The organism is Sorangium aterium, from assembly GCF_028368935.1.
In the GTDB taxonomy this organism is placed as follows: domain Bacteria; phylum Myxococcota_A; class Polyangia; order Polyangiales; family Polyangiaceae; genus Sorangium; species Sorangium atrum.
In genome coordinates this window covers 716,449-737,455 of record NZ_JAQNDK010000003.1, presented here as the reverse complement: position 1 = coordinate 737,455, position 21,007 = coordinate 716,449, and the positions used below count along the sequence as shown (strand labels likewise).

18 protein-coding genes are annotated in these 21,007 nt (G+C 70.0%); 3 read left to right on the top strand and 15 right to left on the bottom strand.

Features of this window, described 5'->3' with window-relative positions:
* Positions 1 to 102 precede the first annotated feature (102 nt).
* The gene (locus POL72_RS27010; RefSeq protein ID WP_272098511.1) at positions 103 to 1,125 is read left to right on the top strand and encodes a zinc-dependent alcohol dehydrogenase family protein; all 1,023 of its coding nucleotides are present in this window, start codon (positions 103 to 105) and stop codon (positions 1,123 to 1,125) included.
* A gap of 65 nt (positions 1,126 to 1,190) precedes the next feature.
* Here the strand turns inward: POL72_RS27010 and POL72_RS27005 are convergent, their stop codons facing one another.
* The 14 genes from POL72_RS27005 to POL72_RS26940 all read right to left on the bottom strand — a co-directional run bounded on the left by POL72_RS27005 (position 1,191) and on the right by POL72_RS26940 (position 18,287).
* A complete protein-coding gene (locus tag POL72_RS27005; protein ID WP_272098509.1) occupies positions 1,191 to 2,777 on the bottom strand; it encodes a DUF2357 domain-containing protein in 1,587 nt (528 codons plus the stop codon).
* Positions 2,774 to 5,074, bottom strand: coding sequence for an McrB family protein (locus POL72_RS27000; RefSeq protein ID WP_272098508.1), 2,301 nt, complete (start codon positions 5,072 to 5,074; stop codon positions 2,774 to 2,776). The genes POL72_RS27005 and POL72_RS27000 overlap by 4 nt, the downstream gene beginning before the upstream one ends.
* A gap of 86 nt (positions 5,075 to 5,160) precedes the next feature.
* Positions 5,161 to 5,391 carry a hypothetical protein gene (locus POL72_RS26995; RefSeq protein ID WP_272098506.1) on the bottom strand — a complete coding sequence of 77 codons (231 nt, stop codon included), beginning with the start codon at positions 5,389 to 5,391 and terminating at the stop codon, positions 5,161 to 5,163.
* 58 nt (positions 5,392 to 5,449) lie between these two features.
* A complete protein-coding gene (locus tag POL72_RS26990) occupies positions 5,450 to 5,713 on the bottom strand; it encodes a hypothetical protein (RefSeq protein ID WP_272098503.1) in 264 nt (87 codons plus the stop codon).
* 435 nt (positions 5,714 to 6,148) lie between these two features.
* Positions 6,149 to 6,898 carry a glycine betaine ABC transporter substrate-binding protein gene (locus POL72_RS52305; RefSeq protein WP_272100016.1) on the bottom strand — a complete coding sequence of 250 codons (750 nt, stop codon included), beginning with the start codon at positions 6,896 to 6,898 and terminating at the stop codon, positions 6,149 to 6,151.
* The gene (locus POL72_RS52300; RefSeq protein ID WP_272098501.1) at positions 6,811 to 7,668 is read right to left on the bottom strand and encodes an ABC transporter permease; all 858 of its coding nucleotides are present in this window, start codon (positions 7,666 to 7,668) and stop codon (positions 6,811 to 6,813) included. Before POL72_RS52300 ends, POL72_RS52305 begins: the two co-directional genes overlap by 88 nt.
* Positions 7,665 to 8,459 (bottom strand): ATP-binding cassette domain-containing protein, encoded by a 795-nt coding sequence (locus tag POL72_RS26975; RefSeq protein WP_272098499.1) that lies wholly within the window; start codon positions 8,457 to 8,459, stop codon positions 7,665 to 7,667. Before POL72_RS26975 ends, POL72_RS52300 begins: the two co-directional genes overlap by 4 nt.
* Positions 8,456 to 9,745 carry an SUMF1/EgtB/PvdO family nonheme iron enzyme gene (locus POL72_RS26970; protein ID WP_272098497.1) on the bottom strand — a complete coding sequence of 430 codons (1,290 nt, stop codon included), beginning with the start codon at positions 9,743 to 9,745 and terminating at the stop codon, positions 8,456 to 8,458. The genes POL72_RS26975 and POL72_RS26970 overlap by 4 nt, the downstream gene beginning before the upstream one ends.
* On the bottom strand, positions 9,742 to 10,707 hold the full coding sequence (gene egtD / locus POL72_RS26965) for an L-histidine N(alpha)-methyltransferase (protein WP_272098495.1): 966 nt from the start codon (positions 10,705 to 10,707) through the stop codon (positions 9,742 to 9,744). The genes POL72_RS26970 and egtD overlap by 4 nt, the downstream gene beginning before the upstream one ends.
* Before the next feature lie 195 nt (positions 10,708 to 10,902).
* Entirely contained in the window at positions 10,903 to 11,559 is a 657-nt protein-coding gene (locus POL72_RS26960; protein ID WP_272098493.1) for a DUF1294 domain-containing protein, read from the bottom strand.
* A 336-nt stretch (positions 11,560 to 11,895) separates the two neighbouring features.
* Positions 11,896 to 13,215 carry a monooxygenase gene (locus POL72_RS26955; RefSeq protein WP_272098491.1) on the bottom strand — a complete coding sequence of 440 codons (1,320 nt, stop codon included), beginning with the start codon at positions 13,213 to 13,215 and terminating at the stop codon, positions 11,896 to 11,898.
* A 1,125-nt stretch (positions 13,216 to 14,340) separates the two neighbouring features.
* Positions 14,341 to 15,198, bottom strand: a complete 858-nt coding sequence (locus tag POL72_RS26950) for a hypothetical protein (RefSeq protein ID WP_272098489.1) — start codon at positions 15,196 to 15,198, stop codon at positions 14,341 to 14,343.
* Between the two features lie 318 nt (positions 15,199 to 15,516).
* Positions 15,517 to 17,112: an SPFH domain-containing protein gene (locus POL72_RS26945; protein WP_272098487.1), complete on the bottom strand. Its 1,596-nt coding sequence runs from the start codon at positions 17,110 to 17,112 to the stop codon at positions 15,517 to 15,519.
* A gap of 335 nt (positions 17,113 to 17,447) precedes the next feature.
* Complete coding sequence (locus POL72_RS26940; protein ID WP_272098485.1) at positions 17,448 to 18,287, bottom strand: SDR family NAD(P)-dependent oxidoreductase; 840 nt, start codon at positions 18,285 to 18,287, stop codon at positions 17,448 to 17,450.
* A gap of 136 nt (positions 18,288 to 18,423) precedes the next feature.
* On the opposite strand from POL72_RS26940, the gene POL72_RS52295 reads away from it, so the two are divergent.
* Positions 18,424 to 18,891: a DUF3072 domain-containing protein gene (locus tag POL72_RS52295; RefSeq protein ID WP_272098484.1), complete on the top strand. Its 468-nt coding sequence runs from the start codon at positions 18,424 to 18,426 to the stop codon at positions 18,889 to 18,891.
* Positions 18,892 to 18,963: 72 nt separating this feature from the next.
* Here POL72_RS52295 and POL72_RS26930 read toward each other — a convergent pair whose 3' ends face one another.
* On the bottom strand, positions 18,964 to 19,686 hold the full coding sequence (locus POL72_RS26930; RefSeq protein WP_272098482.1) for a hypothetical protein: 723 nt from the start codon (positions 19,684 to 19,686) through the stop codon (positions 18,964 to 18,966).
* A 475-nt stretch (positions 19,687 to 20,161) separates the two neighbouring features.
* Between POL72_RS26930 and POL72_RS26925 the strand changes: the two genes are divergently transcribed.
* Entirely contained in the window at positions 20,162 to 21,007 is an 846-nt protein-coding gene (locus POL72_RS26925; RefSeq protein WP_272098480.1) for a hypothetical protein, read from the top strand.

The following is a 21,007-nucleotide window of genomic DNA, read 5'->3' as shown; positions in this document are numbered from 1 at the left end:
TCTGTGCTGAAATAGCACAGGTGACGTTCCCTCGCGCGGACTACTGCGCCCGGAGGAACGGATCTACGGATGGGGTGTCCAGGCAAGATTGGAGGACACGCCATGAAGACTGTCATCATTCGGAAGAACGCTTCGGAGTCGGACGCATGGACGCTCGCCGAGCGCCCCGCGCCCAAGCCCGGTCCGGGGCAGGTGCTCGTGCGCGTCCGCGCCGCGTCGATCAACTACCGTGACCTCATGGTCGTGCGCGGCCGGTACGGCGGGGAGCGCAAGGAGGACCTCGTCCCGCTGGGCGACGCGGCGGGCGAGGTGGTCGCGATCGGGGCCGGGGTGCGGCGCTGGAAGGAGGGCGATCGCGTGATCTCGACGTTCTTCCCGACGTGGGCTTCGGGGCCGTTCCGCGGGGAGTACCGTGCCACGGCGCTCGGTGCGGGCGGGAACGACGGGGTGCTCGCGGAGCTGGTGGTGTTCGGGGAGGACGCGATCGTCCGCGCGCCGGCGCACCTCGGGTTCAACGAGGCGTCGACGCTGACGTGCGCCGGGGTGACCGCGTGGACGGCGCTGTTCGAGTCGGGGCCGCGGCCGGCGCCTGGGGCGACGGTGCTCGTGCAGGGGACCGGCGGGGTGTCGCTGTTCGCGGCGCAGCTCGCGCGCGCGGCGGGGCTGCGCGTGATCGCCACGTCGTCCAGCGCGGCGAAGATCGAGCGGCTGCGCGCGCTCGGCGTGACCGAGGCGATCGACTACCGGAAGCAGCCGGAGTGGCACGAGGAGGTGCTGCGGCTGACGGGGGGCGAAGGGGTGGACCGGGTGATCGAGGTGGGCGGCGCGGGGACGCTGCCGCGATCGCTGCAGGCGGTGAAGACGGGCGGCGTGGTGAGCTTGATCGGGCTGCTGAGCGGGGTCGGGAGCCAGATCGATCCGATGCCGATCCTGTTCCGCGCGATCCGCGTCGAGGGGGCGGTGGTCGGGTCGCGGCAGGCGACCGTGGAGCTCGTGGCGGCGCTCGAGCTGCACGGGATCCGGCCGGTGGTCGATGAGGTCTTTCCGATCGAGCGGGCGAACGAGGCGCTCGCGAAGCTGGCGGCGGGCAAGCACTTCGGGAAGGTGGTGATCGGGCTCGAGTGAGGCGAAGCGGGGGCGTTCCCCGCGAGAGCGGTTGGAGCGGTCGGGCCCGCGCCCGCCGCTGGCGCCTACGCTCGGACGGCGCCACCTCCCATAGCGAGAATGAGCTTCGCCAGATCGAGGTCCGGCGGCTCCCCCGGCGTCAGCCGCCAGGCCCCGATTCCGAACCGCTCGCGGAAATCGCCCGCGAACCATGGCTGACATGCCGACTCGATTGCCGGAACGAGCAGCAACCCGGCACGGCATGGACCGCCAAACGTCTCCCACCGGAGCGCGTCACGGTAGATGTGGAGCGAGGTGAAGGAATCTGCGAGCGCATCACGCCGTACCCGGTACTTGGCGTCGAGACAGATCCACGAACGCGGGCCGCCGGGTGGATCGAACGAGATCACGATGTCGGGTCGACGCTCACCGGAGATGCTGTATCGGTCCGAGGCGCCCCTGGCGAGGTACCCGGGGAATGTCACGTTGTACCGAATGTCGATCCGCGCCCCGTCCTTCGGATGCCTCGCGGTGAACGCGGCCCCCGTCCCGAAGCCGGCGAGCAGATCGTTCTCCCTCCCCTGCTTCCAGGTCCACGTCCACCCGTCGAGGATCCCGGCGAGCGCCCGCTGCACGGCGAGCAGCGTCCACAGCTCGTAAAGCTCGAAGCTCGGGCGCACCGGGGCTTCACTGCCGCTCAGCGATTCGCGCAGGCGGAATCGCGGCGACAGGAAGGGCCGAGCCAGCGCGTGGGCGCGGGCGTAGACAGGATCGTCCTGCACCGCAAGGAGCGCGGCCTCGGTGGCGGGCATGGGCGTCAGCGACCCGAGAAACGTCCGTCGCAGCGTGGTCGACAGCTCGTCCGCCGCGCCTGCAGCCGCGCGAGCCTGTGCACGGCACCATTGCGCGGTGTCCGGCTGCAGGCGTCGTTTCACCGCGGCGTCGCCGAGCACGACGCTCAGGTCACCGAGCACGCGAGCGACCCGCCCGACGAGCCAGGCAACGTAGCGGTTCACCGGGTGATCGATGGTCTCGTGCGTTACATCCTGCGGCACGTACGGGTCCTGCTGCCCAGCGCGAGCGGCCAACCAGGGATCCACCGCACGTGCAGCCGCCGGATGTCTCGCCAGCCAGTGGAGCGTCTCCCGATCCGCGCGCCGCACGGCTCGCAACGGGACGTCCTCGCGCGTGGACGCCGCGAGCTCCCGCGGCGCCGCGGCGATGGCGCGAATGGCACGGACGAGCGCCGGAATCAGTGGCAACAGGGCTATGGCTAAGACAGTGGCCGTGGTGCCCTCCGACTGGACGGCGCCGACGCCGCCTCCCTCGAGGCCGATGGCCAGGCCCGGCGACCACGCCTCCAGGTCCGCGAGGAGCGCGAGCCATGCCCCGTCGGAGAGCTTCTCATCGCGCGGGGCCACCTGGACGGCGACCTCCGTCTCCTGGGCGTCGTGCGCCACCTTGAGCACCGCCGAGCCGACCCAGTGGCCCACCTCGAGCGTGAACGACCCGCGCTCCTGGCTCCAGGGCAGCTCCAGCGGTCCGAGCCACGCCCGCGGCGCGCCGGCACCAGGAGGCGCATCGACGTGGTAGGTCCTGGCCTCTTCGAGGTGCAGGACGCCGTCGACGATGTGCTGGTCCAGGCCGTCCGCGTCGCGGACTTGAAGGCTCATGCCCAGAACCGGGTCACGCCCGTGCGCTTGAGCAGATCCATCATCGTCGTGAGCTTGGCCTCGCACATGGTGAGGCCGCGCCGCTTGCAGATCCCCAGGAGCGTCTCGAGCGCGCCCTTGAACGCCGGTGTGTCCTCGCCCCGCAGGCGCGGCAGCACCTTCGAGAACACGGCCTGGTCGAGGAACGTCTCCTGCGCCGCGCCGCCCAGCTCCGGGACGGCGTGCATGAACGCGAGCACCTCGCCGGCCGTGCGGTAGCCGAAGTGACGACGGACCGCGCGCATGGCATCGTGCAGTTCGTTCAGCACCGCCTCCACGTCCGGGAGCCGCTTGCCCGGGCTCCTGGCCGCGGCGCGCTCGAAGAAGAGCTTGAGATCGACGTCCCAAAACTCGAGCGTGAAGGCCCGGTCCAGCACCTTGTCGCTGAAGGGATGGGTCGTCTCGTCCATGTTGACGGTGCCCGCGATGTAGAGGTTCGTCGGCCAGGGGACGCGCGGCGGAACGTCATTGACCTCGGCGCCATTGGCGTGGAGCACGAGCTCTTTGCCCGTCTCCATGGCCGAGAGGAACGGCGCGAAATAGCGCTCGACGCGGGCGAGGTTCATCTCGTCGAGGACGAGGAAATAGGGGCGCCCCGGATCGGCGGCGGCGCGCAGGATGAGGCGGAGCGCCGGCTCGGCCTGGAAGGTGGGGTTGGCGTGCAGGGCGTTGAAGTAGCCGAGCAACCCCGAGGGGTCCCGCCAGTCGGGCGAGACCGGCACGATCTCCCGGTGCGCGGTGTGCGAGAGCCCCATCAGGTCGCAGACCGCACGTGAGTAGCAGAGCGTGACGGCGGTCTTGCCGGTGCCCGAGAGGCCGGAGAGGAGCACGAAGCGCTTTCGTGGATTGCTGCGCCAGGCGGCGTGGAGGCTGGCGAGCTGGCGGTCATCGAAGACGAAGTCGGCGATCTCCGGATCGGACTTGAAGCGCGCGAGGATATCGTCGAAGCCGGGATACGGGATCTCCTTCGATGCGACGGCGGCCGTGCCCTCGGTCGGGTTGGTATCGATGATCTCCTCGGCCGGAGGCTTCGGAAGCTCCTTCGGAAGCCGGGCGGCCCACGCGGCGCCATACTCCGTCAGGTGGAGGCCGCCGCGCTCGTCGCGCTTGAGCAAGCCGAAATATTGGCTCCAGTTCCGGAGATCGTTGGGGACCCCAGCGGTGGTCCAGGTTGGATAGATCTTTTGCAGAGCGTCGACAACAGCTGCGTCCGTCGCCCCTCGGTGCTCCTCGACGTACCGGAGGAGATGGGCGAAGCCGAAGACGCGCTGGAGGAAGCGTTCGATGAGGATGTCCGGCTGCTCACTCCCCAACAGCTCGTCGCCGTCCTTCGTGGCGTAGAGCAGGCCGTCGCGCTGCTCGATGAACCCGAGGCCCTTGGCGCGGATGATGAGCTGGCGCAGCGTCGGCGTCGGGACTTTGTCGAAGCTGCCGCTCGCCTGAAGCACGCCCACGAGATCGTCTTGCGAGAGCCCCGGGAGCGCCGCTTGCACCACGGCGTGGTACGCGCCCGCGAAGTTGCGCACCGCGAGATAGCCCACGTACTGCTTGGCGAAGGGCCAGACCACGAGCGGACGCAGCTTGGCGTCGGGCGGGGGCGTCGCTGCGGCCTCGCCAGGCCCATTGCTTTTCCACGGCGGCATCTGCCCAGCCGAAAGCCGCTCGTAGTTCTCGTGGAGCCACCAGCAGAAGGTCGAGCGCTGCACGTGCTCGGCCAGGGTCTTCTCCTCCCCGAGCACGGCCCGGAGCCGCGCGCGCATCTTCACCTGGGCCACGAGCGGGGGATCGCTCGCGTCACCCAGAAGGAGCTTCGCGATGTGCCGGACGGCATCGTAGCTGAGCACGCAGCTCAGCTCGGCTGGCAAGAGCGCGCCGACCAGCCGCTGGAGCTTGGCGTGCGGCCTGGGCCTGACCTCGCGCGCCACGGCCATTCCGAGGATGCGCTCGTACTCGCCCTGGATCTCGGCGGCCCGGACCGCGACGTCGGACGAAAAGGCGCGCCCACGGAGTCCGACGATGGTGTCGACGAACTCGGCGTCGGCGAGGAGTGCGTCGATGTTGATGGCGTCGCCATAGCCGGCGGGGGTGATCGCGCGGGCGTTCCAGAGCTTCTTCTGCGCAGCTTCGGTCCGCAGCTCGGCCTCGGAGGCGTTGCGCACCCAGGAGAGAAAGTCGAGGTAGTCTCTTTGCCACTTCGCCCACCCGGCAGGTGGGGTGAAGCCCTTCCAGACGGTGGTGAGCTGTTCGTCGGTCAGCATGGCGATGCGCTGCGATGGTAGCGGACCGTGGAAAGGTCACGCAAGATCCCGGACGTGTCCGAGACGCTGGCGCCTGCCGAGATCGATCACACCCCCAGCCGCCACCTGTCGAGCGGGAGGAGCAGCTTCTCCTTGATGGCCCCCTCGTCCCCGAGCGTGGAGAGATTCAGATCGAAGTAAGGATACGCGTATTCATCTCCGCCGACCCTGACCTTGTGCTCGGCCCCATTCTTCCTGTTGGCAGAGCGCGAGAGCTGGCTCCAGGCGGAGCTCCAATCGGGCTCCTTGAACGGTTGCCACTCTACTGTACGCGCCACCCAGATTGAGCTCGTCCAAACGGGGGCGCCGGCATCCCGTCGTGCGGGTTCACGCTCGTCAATGACCGACGACGGAGAGAGCCATCACCACGCAAGCGAGAATGAGCGCCGAGCAAATGGGCAACACGATCCAGAAACCGAGGTACGGCGTGGAAGGGCGACGGACGCGAACGAGACTGACGACAAGGACGTAGAGCGCAGAGGTCAGCGTGAACGTAAACGCCAACGGTTTGAGCATTTTCGTTCCTTCAATCGAAAAGACATAGAGGGAGAACAGAGTTGGCAGCGCAAGCAAAAGGACGATGAGGATCTTGAGGAACATGCCGAACGCTCGTCTTGGCGGTCAGGGTGTCAGGTTCGCAGCAACGGCAACTTTGCGCGGGATCCGAGTCTCAAGGTGGGCCGTCGACGCGTCCGCGCTCCGGCGGACAGGGAGCCCCACCGACTTCCCGAAGTGAAGAGGGAATTTCGCCGTCCATCCGGGAGGCCGGGTCGTCCGGGTCGCGGATCCGGGAGCGCGGCGAGGTCGGCTCGGCCGGCAGGCCGAGGTGTTCCAGGATCGTCCTGGCGGTCGCCTTCTCGGTGATGGCGGCGAGGAGGCGCAGGCGGCCGGCGCAATACGCGCAACGGAGGGCGTCGAGCCCGAACGCTCGACGGAGCAAGCCGCGGGCATCACGGCGGGCCCGGCGGGTGCTGCTGCGAGCGAAACGTGCGAGCCCCAACGGCCGGCCCGCGGGGGGGCCCAGCGCAGAAGAATTCAGCGCCGCAATTCATCGAGGAAACGGGCGGCCACCGCGGCCGGCGAGCCCTTCTTCTGGTCCACGGCCACGTTCATCTGGCGCATCTTCTGCGCGTCGATCGTCCCCGACAGCCCGCGCAGCGCCTCCAGCACCTCCGGGCGGGTGCGCGCGAGCCGATCGCTCACCAGCACGAGCGCGTCGTACGGCGGGATGGCCCGGCGATCGTCCTCCAGCAGCACCAGATCGTCGACGATGATCCGCCCGTCGGTCGAGAAGGCGGTGATCACGTCCACCTGCTCCGCCCGCAGCGCCTCGTAGAGCAGCGACGGATCCATGCTCCGCGCCTCGCGGAACGCGAGGCCGTACACGCGCTCGATGGCGCGCCACTCCGGCCGCTGGAAGATCTCGTAATCGCCCCCCACCCGCAGCGATCGCGCGCGCGCCCCGAGATCGCTGATGCGCCGGATCCCCAGCCGCTCGGCCTCGGCCCGCCGCATGGCGAGCGCGTAGGTGTTCTCGAACCCGAGCGCGGCGGCCACGTGGAGGTTGTACCGATCGAGCAGCTCCCTCTCCACTGTGGCCAGTACCGACGCGCGGTCCGCGCTCTCCGTGCTCCGTCTCAGGACGTTCGCCCAGAGGGTGCCCGAGTAGTCGACGTAGACGTCGATCTCGCCGTTCTTCAGCGCGTCGAACACCACCGTCGATCCGAGCGATCCCAGCGTCCGCGCCGGCACGCCGGTGACGCGCTCGATCCTCCCGGCGACGATGCCGGCGAGGATGTACTGCTCGGTGAAGGTCTTGGCGCCGACGGTGATGGACACCTGATCGCGCGCGAGGAGGGCGCGCACGACCGGGTGGCCGCGAAGACCGCGAGCCCGGCGAAGCCGCCGAGACACAGCAGCACGAGGCGCCGGCTGCGGCGCGTGACGCCGGCGAGCAGGCCACGCACCAGGCCGTCCAGCACCAGCGCGAGCCCGGCCGAGGCCACACAGCCGATCAGCACGGCCGTGTAGTTGCGCGTCTGCAGCCCGCTGAAGATGTAGTCACCAAGGCTCGGCGCCCCGACCGGCGTGGAGAGCGTGGCGGTGCCCACCGTCAGCACCGCCGCCGTGCGCACGCCGGCCACGATCACGGGGAGCGCCAGCGGCAGCTCGACGCGGCGGAGCTGCTCGCGGGGCGTCATCCCCACGCCGCGCGCGGCCTCGATCACCGCCGGATCGAGGCCCGAGAGGCCGGCCGCCGTGTTCCTGAGGACCGGCAAGAGGCTGTAGAGGAAGAGGCCGATCAGCGCCGGCAGATAACCGATGCTGCGCGCGCCCAGGGCCGCGAGCACGGGCACCATGAAGGCCAGGAGCGCCAGGCTCGGGATGGTCTGGACGACGCTCGCAACGCCCAGCACCGGCCCCTCCAGGCGGCGCGATCGCGTGACCAGCACGCCCAGCGGGACGCTCACGGCCACGCCCAGCGCCAGGGCGACCAGCGTGAGCCCGAGGTGGGCGGCGAGGTAGCGCGGGAGGAGGGCGAGCTGCTCCTTCACGAAGCGTCGCCTCCAGCGATCGTTCGCGCGGGCGCGCCCGCGATCAGCGACTCGACGGCGCGCGCCTGATCGAGCGGGCCGCGCACCAGATCGGCCACGTAGTCGTCGGCCGGCGCGCGCACCAGCTCGCGGCCGGGCGCGAGCTGCAGGAGGCGCCCGCCGCGCATGACGCCCACGCGATCGCCGAGGAGCAGCGCCTCGACGACGTCGTGCGTGACGAAGATCGCCGAGAACCCCAGGCTCCGGCGCACCCGCGCGAACGATCGCTGGAGGCGCCCGCGCGTGATCGGATCGAGCGCGCCGAACGGCTCGTCGAGCAGCAGCACGCCCGGCTCGGCCGCCAGCGCCCGCGCCACGGCCACGCGCTGCGCCTGGCCGCCGGAGAGCGCGTCGGGCCGCCGATCGCGGACCTCGGCTGGATCCAGCTCGACCAGCTCCAGCAGCGTGTCCACCCGACCACGGATGCGCCTCGCGTCCCAGCCGAGGAGCGCCGGCGTGATGCCCACGTTCTCGGCGACCGTCAGGTGCGGGAAGAGCCCGAGCCGCTGGAACACGTAGCCGATGCGGCGCCGGAGCGCGTGCGGGGGCACGGTGGTCACGTCCTCGCCCTCGACGCGGATGCGACCCGAGCTCGGCTCGATGAGCCGGTTCGTCATCTTCAGCGTCGTGGTCTTCCCCGATCCCGACCCGCCCAGCAGGACCACCAGCTCGCCCGGCTCGACGCGCAGGGAGACGCTGTCGACAGCGACGATTCCATCGTAGCGCTTGGTCACCCGATCGAGCTCGATCATCGCCGCCGAGAGCGTGGCTCCTCGCGCACGACCCGGAAGCTCGAAAAGACATAGGGATAGTCCCGGCGATACCAGTTGCGGAAGCTCGGCCGGAGGAACCCCTCGTCGGTCGCCCACGAGGCGCCGAAGACGACGTCGTGCTCCCCGTCGAAGAAATCCGCCGAGTACCCGGGGTACGTGCGGGCGTACGCGACGAAGCCGGGCAAGGGCGCGAAGGGCGTGGACGTCCACTCCCAGCCATTGCCCACCAGCTCCTCGACGCCGAACGCGCTGGCGCCGTCCGGGTGGCTGCCCGTCGGCACCGGCGACCATCCGCGAAAGCCGAACTGGCCATGACGCGGCTCGCCCGGCGCGTGCCCCCACGGACGCGCGCGCACACCGCCGCTCGGCTCGCCGAACGCGGCGCGGCGCAGCTCGGCCTCGGTCGCCAGGCGCCCACCGCGCCAGACTGCATAGGCGCGCGCCTGCTCGCCCGAGACCTGCGCCGGCCAGCCCGACGCGACCTCGAAGGAGACCGGCCCGAAGATCGTCTTCACCGCCAGCCCACCTCCGCGGCGCACGAACGTACGGGGCGTGAGCGCGGCCCGCGCGCCGTCTTCCATCGCCTCGAGGAAGGCCAGGTAATCGCCGTTCCGCACCGGCAACGAGTCGATGGTGAAGCCCGGGACATCGATCTCCGCACGCCCGAACTCGTTGTCCCAGCCGAACGGGATCGCCTCGAAGTCCGCGCCGATCACGACGCGGCCCGCCGGGACGCGCCGGGGCTCGGCCGCGCGCCCCCCGCCGCCCACGAACGCGGGCGCGCCGTCGGGGCGCCGCGCGGCGCCGTGCTCCTGGAGCATGTACATCAGCGTCTCGTGGTGCATCCGCTCGTGCTCGATCACGAGCTGGAGGATCCGCCCCCGCGCGCCGAGCACGTCCTCGGCGCGCGCCAGCACGTCGGGGATGCGCGCCCGCACGGCGCGGCGGACCTCGTCGCGGTACGCGATCACCTCGGCGATCGCCGGCCACGCGTCCCTCGACGCGGCGCGGGCGCCGTCCTCGCCGGCCGGATCGATGCCGCGCTCGAACAGCACGTCGAAATCGCTCCGCATGGGCCCGAGCCCGAGGACGCCTCGGCCGATCTGGTTCCACGCGAAGGCCGGGAGGTGCCCCATGTAGAACGAGAAGGGGTGTCGCTGCGCGATGGGCCGACGCCCCATCGACGCCTCCGGGATGAGCGCGAACAGATCGTCGCTGCGGCGCCACGCGGCGGCGAGGAGCGCCTCGAACGAGGCCTCCGTCACGCGTCGCTCCGCCGGAGCAGGGCCAGCGCGAAGAGCTGGTCGGGATCGGTGTGCCACGAAGACACAACGAGCCCTCCGGCCCGGGCCGAGGCCTGGAGCGAGTCGCGCGTGAACTTGCAGCTCACCTCGGTGCGGATCTCGGCGCCGCGCTCGAGATCGAGCCGCAGATCGAGCGCCGGGATCTGCACGCGCATCCGCCGCGAGGCCACGAGGCGCATCTCGATCCACGCCCGCGCCGCGTCGTAGAAGGCGCGGTGCGCGAACGCGTCGGGCGCGAAATTCGCCCCGAAGCGCCGGTTGATCACGCGGAGCGCGTTGCGGTTGAAGGCCGCCGTCACGCCCTCCGGATCGTCGTACGCGGCCTCCAGCCGGGCCGTGTCCTTGACCAGATCGGCGCCGACGAGGAGCGCGTCCGACGGCTCCATGACGCGCGCGACCTCGCGGAAGAAGGCGCGCCGCTCGTCGGGGTAGAGGTTGCCGATGGTGCCCGCGAGGAAGAGCACGAGGCGCCCCCCGCCCCGGCCGAGCCGCGGCAGGTCGGTGGTGAAATCACCGATCACGCCGCGGAACGTGTACTCCGGGTAGTCGGTGCGGAGGCGGCTGATCGACGTCTCCAGGAAGAGCCCGTTCACGTCCAGCATCGTGCACGTCTCGCCGCCGCCCACCCACCGCCAGGCGTCGAGCAGGATGCGGATCTTGCGGCCCGCGCCGCTGCCCAGCTCGACGAGGCGCCGCGGCCGGACGGCGCGCAGAATGTCTCCGGCGCGCTGCTCGAGGATGCCGATCTCCGTGCGCGTCGGGTAGTAGACCCCGAGGTGGGTGATCTGCTCGAACAGCTCGCTCCCGAGATCGTCGTAAAGGTAGACGGGAGGGATCTCGGGCAGCGATCGTGTGAGGCTCTCGCGCAATCGAGCGCGCTCATCGGGTGAAGGGTACGCGTCCTCCGCGAATGTGGAGCTCAACAGGACCTCCTTGAGGGAGCGCTGGGCAGCACGTCCATTGGGAGGAGAGCGGCGGACGTCAAGCATGGCTCCCGGCGTGCCGCCGTGGACGATGCTCGGTGAAACCCGAGCAGCGCGGACGTACTCAAGGGGTGTGCAGGAAACGGGGGCCGGATGTCCACCGCGAGACGACGTCAAAGCGGATGGGGGTAGCGCTCATGGGAGTCTCCGGGAGTCATTGAGGGGCAGGGCATCCCGGTCGGCGGCCAGCGGTGCCGTGACCCGGTCGATCCCCGCACGGGCGCCGGCGCCATGGTCGGAGGCCAGGTAGCCGAGGCCGGCGACGTTCAGCGCCAGCGTCAGCCAGAACACGACGCGGAAGGAGCGCTTGCTGGATTTGTGGCGCAGCAACTGCTGCGCATACAGCGCGCCTGGCCAACCGCCGACCAGCGCCAGCAGGTGCAGGGTCTGCTCCGGCGTGCGCCAGGCGCCGCGCGCGGCGGCGCGCTTGTCCTTGTAATAGACCAGCAGCGTCACCAGGCTGGCGCCGAGGTAGAGCCAGGGCAGCACACGCGGCACGCGCCCCAGGGCGGCCAGCGCTGTCACCAGCGCGAGGAAGGGCAGCGCCACCAGCAGGGCGCGGCTCGCCGGGCCCAGGCTGGCGCTGGCGCCGGCCAATTCGACGTCCTCGGCGCGGACGCGGCCCTGCGCGTCGCGAGCCGCACGATAGCGGACCGTGGCGCCCACCGCGGGGCGCTGGCCGCGCGGCAGCGACTTGATGTGCACAAAGGCCTCGGGGCCGCCGTCGGCCGGCGCGATAAAGCCAAAGCCCTTGTCGTCCAGCCAGCGGACGATTTTTCCGGTGTTGCGCATGGGGTCTCTCGAAGTACGGGCGCCGGGTCAGCTCGGTGCGGCGGGGCCGTCAGCGGCCCCACCGGGGTCACCGGATGGGGCCGTGTTCCGTGCACCATCATAACGCGGCCAGCGGGGGCGGCGGCACATCAAGCGGAAAGTCGAGGGTCTGAGCCCTGTCGGCGCCCTCGATTCCGGCGGCCCGAGCGGCCGTTCGGGGTGGCGCGCGGATCGAAGAGACCCTCGAAGGCGCCCGGCGGCGCGCGCTGTGCTCCTGTTCGCCAGGCTTACGAGCGCTCTCACCGAACGGCGCGCGCCTCCGCTTGGGCACAGGCCGCGCGTCTTTCACGAGCTGGTCTATTTTGTCGTCACACAGGACACGTCGTCCGCCGGAGAAGTCCAGTCCCCCACCGTTGACTCTAGCTCTTGAGACGGATAGTACATCACGAAATTATAACACATCTCATCCAGCGTCCGGTCCCCGAATTCCACGGCACTGTTGCCCGGGTTGTCCCACGCGCAACGCGTCCTCACGGTGTCGCCGCCTCGAAGGATGGTATCGTTATCGTACCAGATCTGGTTGTCGAAGTTCCACGGATCGGCGAGCCCCAGGTTGCTCGGCTCGCTGCCGTCCGTGGGCACCGTGTTGCTCGACAGGTGCTTGCCGAGGGTGTGCATGTGCGGCATAACACTGATTACCGAGAGCGCCCCCATATCCGGCGGGAACTGGTAATCGCAGCTCACGTCGAGCGAGCCGTGAGGCGGGATGTTGATGTCTTCTGTGCCGAACATGAAGATGCCGGCGTCGTTGGGGCGGAGCTCCGTCGTCGTGCAGACGTCGAAGCCGGTGCTGTCTTGCTGCCCGTCGAGGCCCTTGATGTTGCTGTAGTGCACCTGGATTGTGAAGTGTGCCGTGCCTTCCAGCGGGAAGCCCGCCTCTAGCGGCAGCTCCGTGGCCTTGCCGCCGGGCGCCCAGACGGCCAAAAGAGCCCCCATGATGTCGCCCCCATTGCACGGCGTGGGCGTCGAGGGAGACGCCTCATCCGCCTTGAAGAGCAGGATATGGTGTACAATGGTGCTGTTGTCGATGTGGGGCACGACCCCGACGAGGTGTCGTTTCTGGCCGATCTCTACATCGACCCCATAACACATATACTGGTCCTGGACGCCCTTCGGCATGACGTAAGGCGCGGACGGCGCTAGCAGGACATCCGGTGTGCAGCTCAGGGTCGGAGGGTCGATCGTTCCGCCGCCGCCCGGGTCGACGCACGTGTCTTTACCGGCCGGCATGCCGGCGGCGATCCATTGATCGAAGATCGCGAGCTCCGCGGCGGTCAGGCGCTCGGTTGGGGGCGGAGGCATGGGGCGCGCGTTGTCGCGGGCGCGTGCGGCGACGAGCTCGTAGACCTTCTTGTTGGGATCGCTCACCGCGGGCGCGACCAGATCGCTCCGGTCGACCAGCGGGAACGGCGCGCCGAACTTCGGGGACGCCCCGTGACAGGTCTGGCACTTCGTGGAGAGGATCTTGTCGACGTCGCACGGCAGCGCTTCCGGGTTGCCGTTCTCCGGACCGGAGCCGGATGAGCCGCTGCTGCCCTTCTCGGCGTCGCTGCACGCGACGACCACGAGAGCGGATAGGAAGGACAGCGCCGAGAACAAATAACGACTACGATTCATGCGAGCTCCTCGGGGAAAAGTGCGACCTGAACCGGCGTTCGAGGGTATCGAGCGCTGATCTGCGGCTTTTCGGAAGGGCGGTCGAAGACCGAGATTCCGAAAAACGCCGTCGAATTGGGTGGAAGCAGAACGCGCGCCGCGAGCTCCCGAGAACAGCGGGAGATTTGGCGCGTGAGAGCACCGGCGACCCAGGTCTACGGACGGGCCGGCGACCTGGCGTCGGTGCTCCTTCGGTGAGTGCCCGCCCGCTCTGAGATCGTTCAACGGTGCGCTCACGCGGAAGGTATCGAGGCGCTCACGCGCCAGGAGGCGCGGTGCCGTCTGGTCAAAGCTCGGCTGCGGACTAGGGTCGCGCGCGGGGATCCATCTACGGGGCGTGCTCGGGCCGAACGCGCCGTGGCGCGCCGCCGTCGTGGTGTACGGCCGCGGAGGCGTTGCGGCGGCGAAGGCAGCCCACGACGCCCCGAAGCGGAAGAGGCGCAAGGGCAAGGAGAAGGAGGACGGCAACGCGGCGGCGACCCTCGTCGATGGGGGCGCGAGGCGTGACGAGGTGCCCGAGGAGGGCGACGTGCCGCGCTCGAGCCCAGGCAGGACCAGCCTCGGCAGCGGCGTGGCGCAGGTCGTCGGCGCGCGTATCGACTGGGCCCGTTTGCTTCGCCGCGTGTACCTCGAAGGTGTCGTCGCCTGCCCTTGTGGCGGTCGGCGTCGGGTGATCGCGGACCTTCACGATCCCGAGGTGGTGACCGCTATCTTGGTCCACTTGGCTGCCGACCGAGGGGCCGGCCGTGGCCCGAGCGCGCGACCCAGCGGGGTGCGAGGCGGCGTGACGCGAGCGCGAGGAAGGGGGGCGACGGGGACGTGTGCCCGCCGGAGGCCACACGCCGCCAGCGCTGCGCCTGGAGCGGGCGAGCTGCCGCGGAAGTCTTGGAGGCATGTCCACCGCGAGATGAGTGCTACTCGTCTTTTCTTGGAGGCACGTCCATCGCGAGACGAGCGCCACTCGTCTTTTCTTGGAGCCACGTCCACCGCGAGACGAGTGCCACTCGTCTTTTCTTGGAGCCACGTCCACCGGGAGACGAGTGCCACTCGTCTCCCGCGTGGAGGAGCCGGCTCACCCGGATGGGTTCACGGCGTGCTGCCCGCCCCGAGCGGTGGCGCCGGGACGGCTTCGGGCTTTGTGGCGGGGGCTCTTCGACGGGGCTTCGCGAGGTCGTCGACCATCTCGACGTACGGCGCCAGCAGGAACGCGGCCAGCGCCTCGCTCCCCGGGATCTCCGGGTCGGCGTGGCTCTCGATCTTCTGGATCAGGCTCCGCAGCGCATCCCGGGCGGCGCTCCACTGCGGCCGGCCGTCGGTCGGCCCGCCCTCCTTGGCGAGGACCACGGTCGTGAAGCCGTAGGCCTCGCCGAAGCGCGCGTGGGCGGCGACGAGCTGCCGGTAGTGCCGGGTCCCGCCGAACTGCTCGATCACCGCCTGCGCGCGCTCCTCCTCCAGCGTCTTCATCCGCTGCACCATCGCAGCCCACTGGACCCGGGGCCGGCGCGTGATGAAGCGAAGCCCCTCGGGCGCGGGAAAGAGCTGCCCGTACAGCCAGCGCGCATCGGCAGGCGATGGCGTCTGCCCATCCTCGGAGAGCCCGGCGGCGCCCGCGTTCCACTGCTCGAGCGCGCGCCATCGGTCGTCGCTGTCGGTGTTCGCCGCGCTCCGCTCGGCCTCGCTCGTCCCGGAATGGCGCTGGTCGGCCTGCGCGCTCGCCCGCACGCCGCGGAAATCCTGAAGCTCTGTCGCGGCCGCGTCGAAGCGCTTCCACGGCCTGTCGATGTGCGGCGGCAGCGCCGCGATGGGCTCGATCCCCCTGGGCAGCGGCGCGTCGCCCTCCTTGCGCTTGCCGCCCTTGGGCCGGAGCAGCGCCGCGATGCGCGCGCTCATCTGATCTCGGAGACCGATCACGTCGTCCGCGACGAGCTCCTGGGGGAGGACCATGGTCGAAAACATCGGTGATTCACTCACGGGGGAAACCTCCTGTGATGTCTGATGGGTTCTGGCCTGCCGCCGCGGCGACACGCCGTGGTTTCGTTGCGGCGTGGCTGCACGGCAACCCACGTGCCGGCGCGAGATGCGTGGAGGTCTCGGCGAAACGCTTCAGACAGCGAGGAGCTGAGCGCAATGCCCTGTCATGATCCGCAACGGATTGCGCTGTTGCGCAACGCTCCCGTCGGCGCGTCACGACCGCTCGTGTGGGGGACTCGCGACGCACAGGGTTCGCCGATCCGCATGAAGTCGCGTTTCACGTCGCCGGGCTCAACGCCGGCTGCTGTCCGGCCCGCTCTCCTCGGTCAGCTCCGCCTTCTGCGCGCGCGCCGGCGGCACCTCGAGCCCTGCCGCGCGCGCCAGACCCATCACCCCCTCCACGGCCGCCGCGATGTATCCGAACGGGTTCGCCCCATCGACGGCCGTGATGTGCACCTCTCCCATCCGCTGCTGGAACGCGGCGGCGAGCGCCGGCATCTGCTGCGCGACCGTCAACCGGATGATCTCCGGCGACACGGTGTTCTCGATCTCCCGGAGCGCCCGCGCGCGGTCGAGCTCGAGCTCCTGCGTGAGCCGCGCCTTTCTCGCCTCAATCTCGGCGATGGAGAGCTCGGCCTCGGCCACGAGCCGGCGCGCGCCCGCGATCGCCGCGCGCTGCCTGAGCAGGTCGATCTCATGGGCGCTCGCGGCCATCTTCGCCGCGTGGCGCGCCGCGGCCGCCTCCGCCTCGAGCGTCGTCTTCTCGATCTCGGCCCTCAGCGTGAGCGCCGCGATCTGCTGCTCGTGGGCCAGCCGCGTCTCCTTCAGCCGCGCCTCGGCCGCGAGCTCCTCGAGCTTGCCCTGCTCGCTCGTCGCCTGTCGCTGCTGCTTGAGGCTGACGTCGGCCGCGAGCTTCCTGAGCTCGATCTCGCTGTCGAGCGTGATCTGCCGCTCCCGGGCCGCCCGCTCGGACACGAGCTTCGCCTCCGACACCCGCGCCTCGGAGGCGAGCTCCTCGAGCCGGGCCTTCTCGCTGGTCTCCTGGCGTCGCGTGCGCAGCTCGACCTCGGCGGAGAGCTTGGTCAGCTCGATCGCGCGCTGCGCCTCGGCCTCGCCCTGCCGGACCGCGCGCTCGGTGAGCAGCGACGCCTCCCTGGCCTTCCGCTCCTGCTCCTGGCGATAGTGCGCCTGCAGGTTGCCGAACACCGCCGGAGAGAGGATGCGGACGTCCTGGATCTCGATGGTATCGATGAGGACGCCCCACCCCTTGTCGGTGGCGTCCTCGGTGCTGCCGCGCCCGGAGACGACGGGCACGATCTCTCGTATCAGCTCGCTGGCGAGCCCTTCCTTCCGCCGCGTCAGGCATTCCTCGACGGAGAGGTTCGCGACCAGCCGGCGCACGGCGCCGGCAAACATGTCGACGAGGAGCGCCTCGAGCTTCTCCTGCGCGCGCTCCGGGAACGAGAAGTTCAGCATCCGGAACGCGATGAGCGGCTCCACGATGCGGTAAACGGCGAGCCCAGTGACCTCGACACCGACCTTCTCGAGGGTGACCTGGTCCGCCGTGAACTGGAGCTTCTGGACCGTGGTCGGCACGACGGCGACGCTGTCGCCCGGGAGCTTGAAGCACGAGGCGCCCTGACCGGAGGTGGGCCGGAGGCTACCCCGCCGCATGTGAATCAGGTACTCGCTCGGCTTCGCGCTGATACGGCCCCACTTCTTGAGCTTCTCTGGATCTTCGGCCGGCTTGCCGGCGCGCCAGCCCTGATCGTACCGCCCGCGACCGGCCGCCCCGTTCCCGTGATCGTCCGCGTGGAGGACCGCCGCGGCGCCGCCCGGCACGCCGCCCTCGTGGATGATGACCCTGCGCTGCTCGATGTGCGTCATGACCTCTACCTCGCGAGTCCGGCTTTCGCAGGAAGCGGGCCACTCAGGGGGCATGGCGAAGGAGGCGTTTCGGGGCCGCGCCGCGCGCCGGCGACCCGCGACAGGCGCGGCGCCGATCCAGAATGGAGCGCAGCGCCGATCCAGGATGGAGCGCTGTCGCCCGACCGCCCGGCCGCCCGGCCGCGGCGGTGGCCGCCTCCTCCTGCCGCGAGGCATCACGCCGATCTCGGCCACCCGCCACCAGGGTCCGGCCCGCCAGGTAGCGGCGAACAGTCCGGGCGATTTTCGTGACCCGATCGGCGTCGCGCGCTTCGCGCGGCGGATCGACCGCCGCGTCACAACCAGGGAATTACCCGGCGGTGCTGTACGAGCTCACCATGAACCACGCGCGCCGACTCGGCGGGTTCCGTGCAGATCCAGAGGACGTTCTTTGCGGCATCCGCCGGCGACTGGGCCGACGACATGTCGTCGAACCACGGGCGCGACGCGTCGGTGTCCACGAGCCCGGGGCAGAGCGCGGCGATGGTGAGCCCGCGCTCTGTGGCCTCGGCCTGTCGCTGGCGCGCATAGATCTTCATCGAGGCGACCTGCGCGACCTTGGACGGGATATTGATCCACGCTGGCCAGTGGTGGAGCTCTGCTTCGCCGCGCTCGACAAGCTCGACGTACTCGTCCATGACGCGCTCGATGTCCTCGAGAGATCGCGTGGCGGGGTCGAAGCGGTCGTGCAGCCGCGAATCCAGCTTGCCGAGGGAGCCGAAGGAGCTCGCGACCACGAGGAACCGCCCGCCGTCGCGCAGCAGGTGCCCGAAGGCGCGGATCATCCGGTAGGTGCCGTGGTTGTTCGTGTCGATGAAGGTGCGGACCTGGACCGCCTGGGGCACGTCCTTCCCGATGCGCGCGGCCGCGTTCGAGAGCACGATATCTATGCCGCCGTGACGGCGCGCCACCGTCTCCGCCAGGGCCTGGACGCTGGTGTCGTCGGTCACGTCCAGCCGGGCCAGGGACGGCTGCAGGCCTTGCTCGCGCAGGCGCGCCACGGCCGCCTCGCCGCGCTCCGGATCCCGCGCCCCCAGGTACACGGTGCTGCCCGGCGGCAGCTCCTGGCACAGACGGGCCACCATCGCGTAACCGAGGCCCTGGTTCGCGCCTGTAACGAGTGCGATTTTCGACATCGATCCCTCCTCACCCTCGCGCCGCGAAGACGTGGTGTTCGAGGAGTGTTACCCCAGCCTGGCTCGGGGCGCGACGAGCGTCGTTCGGCGTCCTCGCGGGCTTGCCACGCGCCCTCCCGGGATTAGGAAACCGGAGATGAGCACGCAAAAAGACCAGCAGGCCGCCGATCCCAGGGCTGCGGGGCAAGCAGGCGAACAGCGGCCGTCGAACGTCCAGAAGGATCCGCGCGACTGGAAGACGGGCGACGAGCCGATGACGGGCGCGCAGGCGTCGTACCTGCACACGCTCGCGGAGCAGCAGGGCGAAGAGGTCCCCGAGGACCTGACCAAGGCGGAGGCGTCCGAGAAGATCGACGAATTGCGGGACGCCGTGGGCGTCGCCGGCGGCGCGGAAGGGCCCGCCGGCGTCGAGAACACGCGCAAGGACCCCGAGCAGTGGAAGACGGGCGACGAGCCGATGACAGGCGCGCAGGCCTCGTATCTCCAGACGCTCTCCCAGGAGGCGGGCGTGGACTTCGAGGCGAACCTGACCAAGGCGGAGGCGTCGAAGCGCATCGACGAGCTGCAGGCGAGGACCGGGCGCGGGCAGATGCTGCGGGAGTGACCGACAGGGCGCTTCAGCTCGCCGCCCCGGAGGCGTGGGGTCTCCGCTGAACGCCGCGCCCCCGTTCGCCTTCTATTGCTGCGAGCGCTGATAGGTATTCCCGAAGCCGTCTTGCACCACGACGGCGAGCCCGTCCACCGCCTCCACCTCGAGCTTTTCGTCGATCACCCGCGTTCGAAAGGCCCAGCCGGCGGGGAGCGTCAACGTCTCGCCGAGCTTCGCGAGCGACGCCTCGTCCTGCTGCACCTCCTGCACGCTGTACGACTGCATGTCGTAGACCGCGCCCTCCGGATCGACGAGCTCGTAGACGGTCTTGCCCGCGTCGTAGCCCCACGTCGTGTCGCGTCGCACGGTGCGTGTCTCGTAGGGCTTCGCCTTGCTCGAGGCCTCGGCGAGCGCGACGGTGAGCGTGCCCGTCTTGCGCATCTCGATGCCGCCGAGCCTGCGTACCTCCGGATCGAGCACCTTCGAGCCCTCGAAGCTGTCGATCATCCAGTGGCGCGGGCCGTTCATGACCACCACGTCCGCCATCGTCTCGGCCTTCACCTCGGCCTCATCGACCGCTACCCACGCCGCCTCGGGGCACTCGTTCAAGCCCTGCGTGTTGTACACGTCGATCCTCACCGATCTCGCGCCGAGATCCGCGTCGCCGAGCAGGATCTCGCAGTAACGGCTCCCCCGCAGGGCCTCCTGCGCCGGCACGGGCGTCTCGGTTTCGACGGGCGCCGTGCTGCCACAGCCGACCGCAGCGAGAAGGAGCGAGAGGAAAAGGGGGAGCGACGACGGCTTGTTCATGACGTGTACCTCGGGCAGAAGGCGATCGTGGAGCGCGCGGATCGCGCCCTCTTTCCCCTACTCCCGTAAGAGGTCCCGCGGACCCGACACGGCCGGGGTCGATTCTTTCCCGCGCTCCCTCCCGTTGAGGTGGCCTGGATCTCCAGGGAGCGAGGAGAACATCACCTCTCCGCGGCCCGGCGATGCCCCCTCTCGCCGCTCGCTCACTCTGGCAGCTCCGGCAGCTCCGATGAGCGCCTGTCATGGCGGCGCAACAGCGGCTGTCCGCGCGGCGGTCACCTGTCACGCCGCCGTACCACCTCGCCAGGCAAGGCGCGGGCGATCCGCCGGCGATGCGCCCCTCTCACGCGTGGCACGGCGTATGCTCCTTGTCCCTGGCACACAGCGCGGCGATCATGGCCGCTTGTGTCCATGACCGGCAAGCTCGCCGTTGCCGTCAACGAAGGCTCGAAACTCTCTGGACGAGGAGATCGCGATGAAGCGCTCTGCTGGTGCGCACGGGATGGTGATGGGCGTCGGGCTCCTCATGGCGGCTTGCGGGCCGGCGTCGGAGTCGGAGATCGAGGCCGAGCTCGACGGGCCCGGGCTCGAAGCGACGGTGATAAAGCCCGGATCGCAGGACCCCAACGGCACCCCGAAGATCGCGTGGCACACCTGGAAGCTGGAGGTCACCCGCTGGCTGCGGCACCCGCTGCTCCAGAACGGCGCCATCAACCCGGCGATCACCGTCACCGGCGTCTTCTCCGACGCGGGCGGCGAGGAGGTCTTCAATCACACGTTCCGCTGCGCCGTGGCAAGCGGCACCGTCGTGACCTACGGCAACAAGCCCTACCAGGGACGGGGGATGGTGAGCGGCGCCTCGGTCTGGACGGAGAAGGGGCTCTCCGACGACGTGATCGACAACGTGCTGGAGTGCGTGATCGCGTTCGTCAACGACAAGAAGGATGGCGTCAAGATCCTGCTCACGGGATCCCACGTGAACGACGATGGCGGCGACCACGGCGGGTTCATCCACAGCGAGGCGGTCTGGTGCGCGAGCGTGGTCGCGGGCAACGTCGTCGTGGACGTCTACCCGACGCGCTCGTTCCTGCGCGGGTGCGGGATCGACGCCAAGGCGGCGCTGGCTCAGCGGTACTGCTACCAGAAGAACACCTGCGGCCTCGTCTACAAGGATGTCCTCGAGTTCAACGCCGAGTGCCAGGCCGTGGGCGCGCCGGGGAGCGGCCAGTACAACTGCAACAGCAAGGCGTGCACGATGACGTGGTTGGAGGACCCCGCGCCCGACTGGTGCGATCCCCTCCCCCCCGGCTACCCCCAGTGA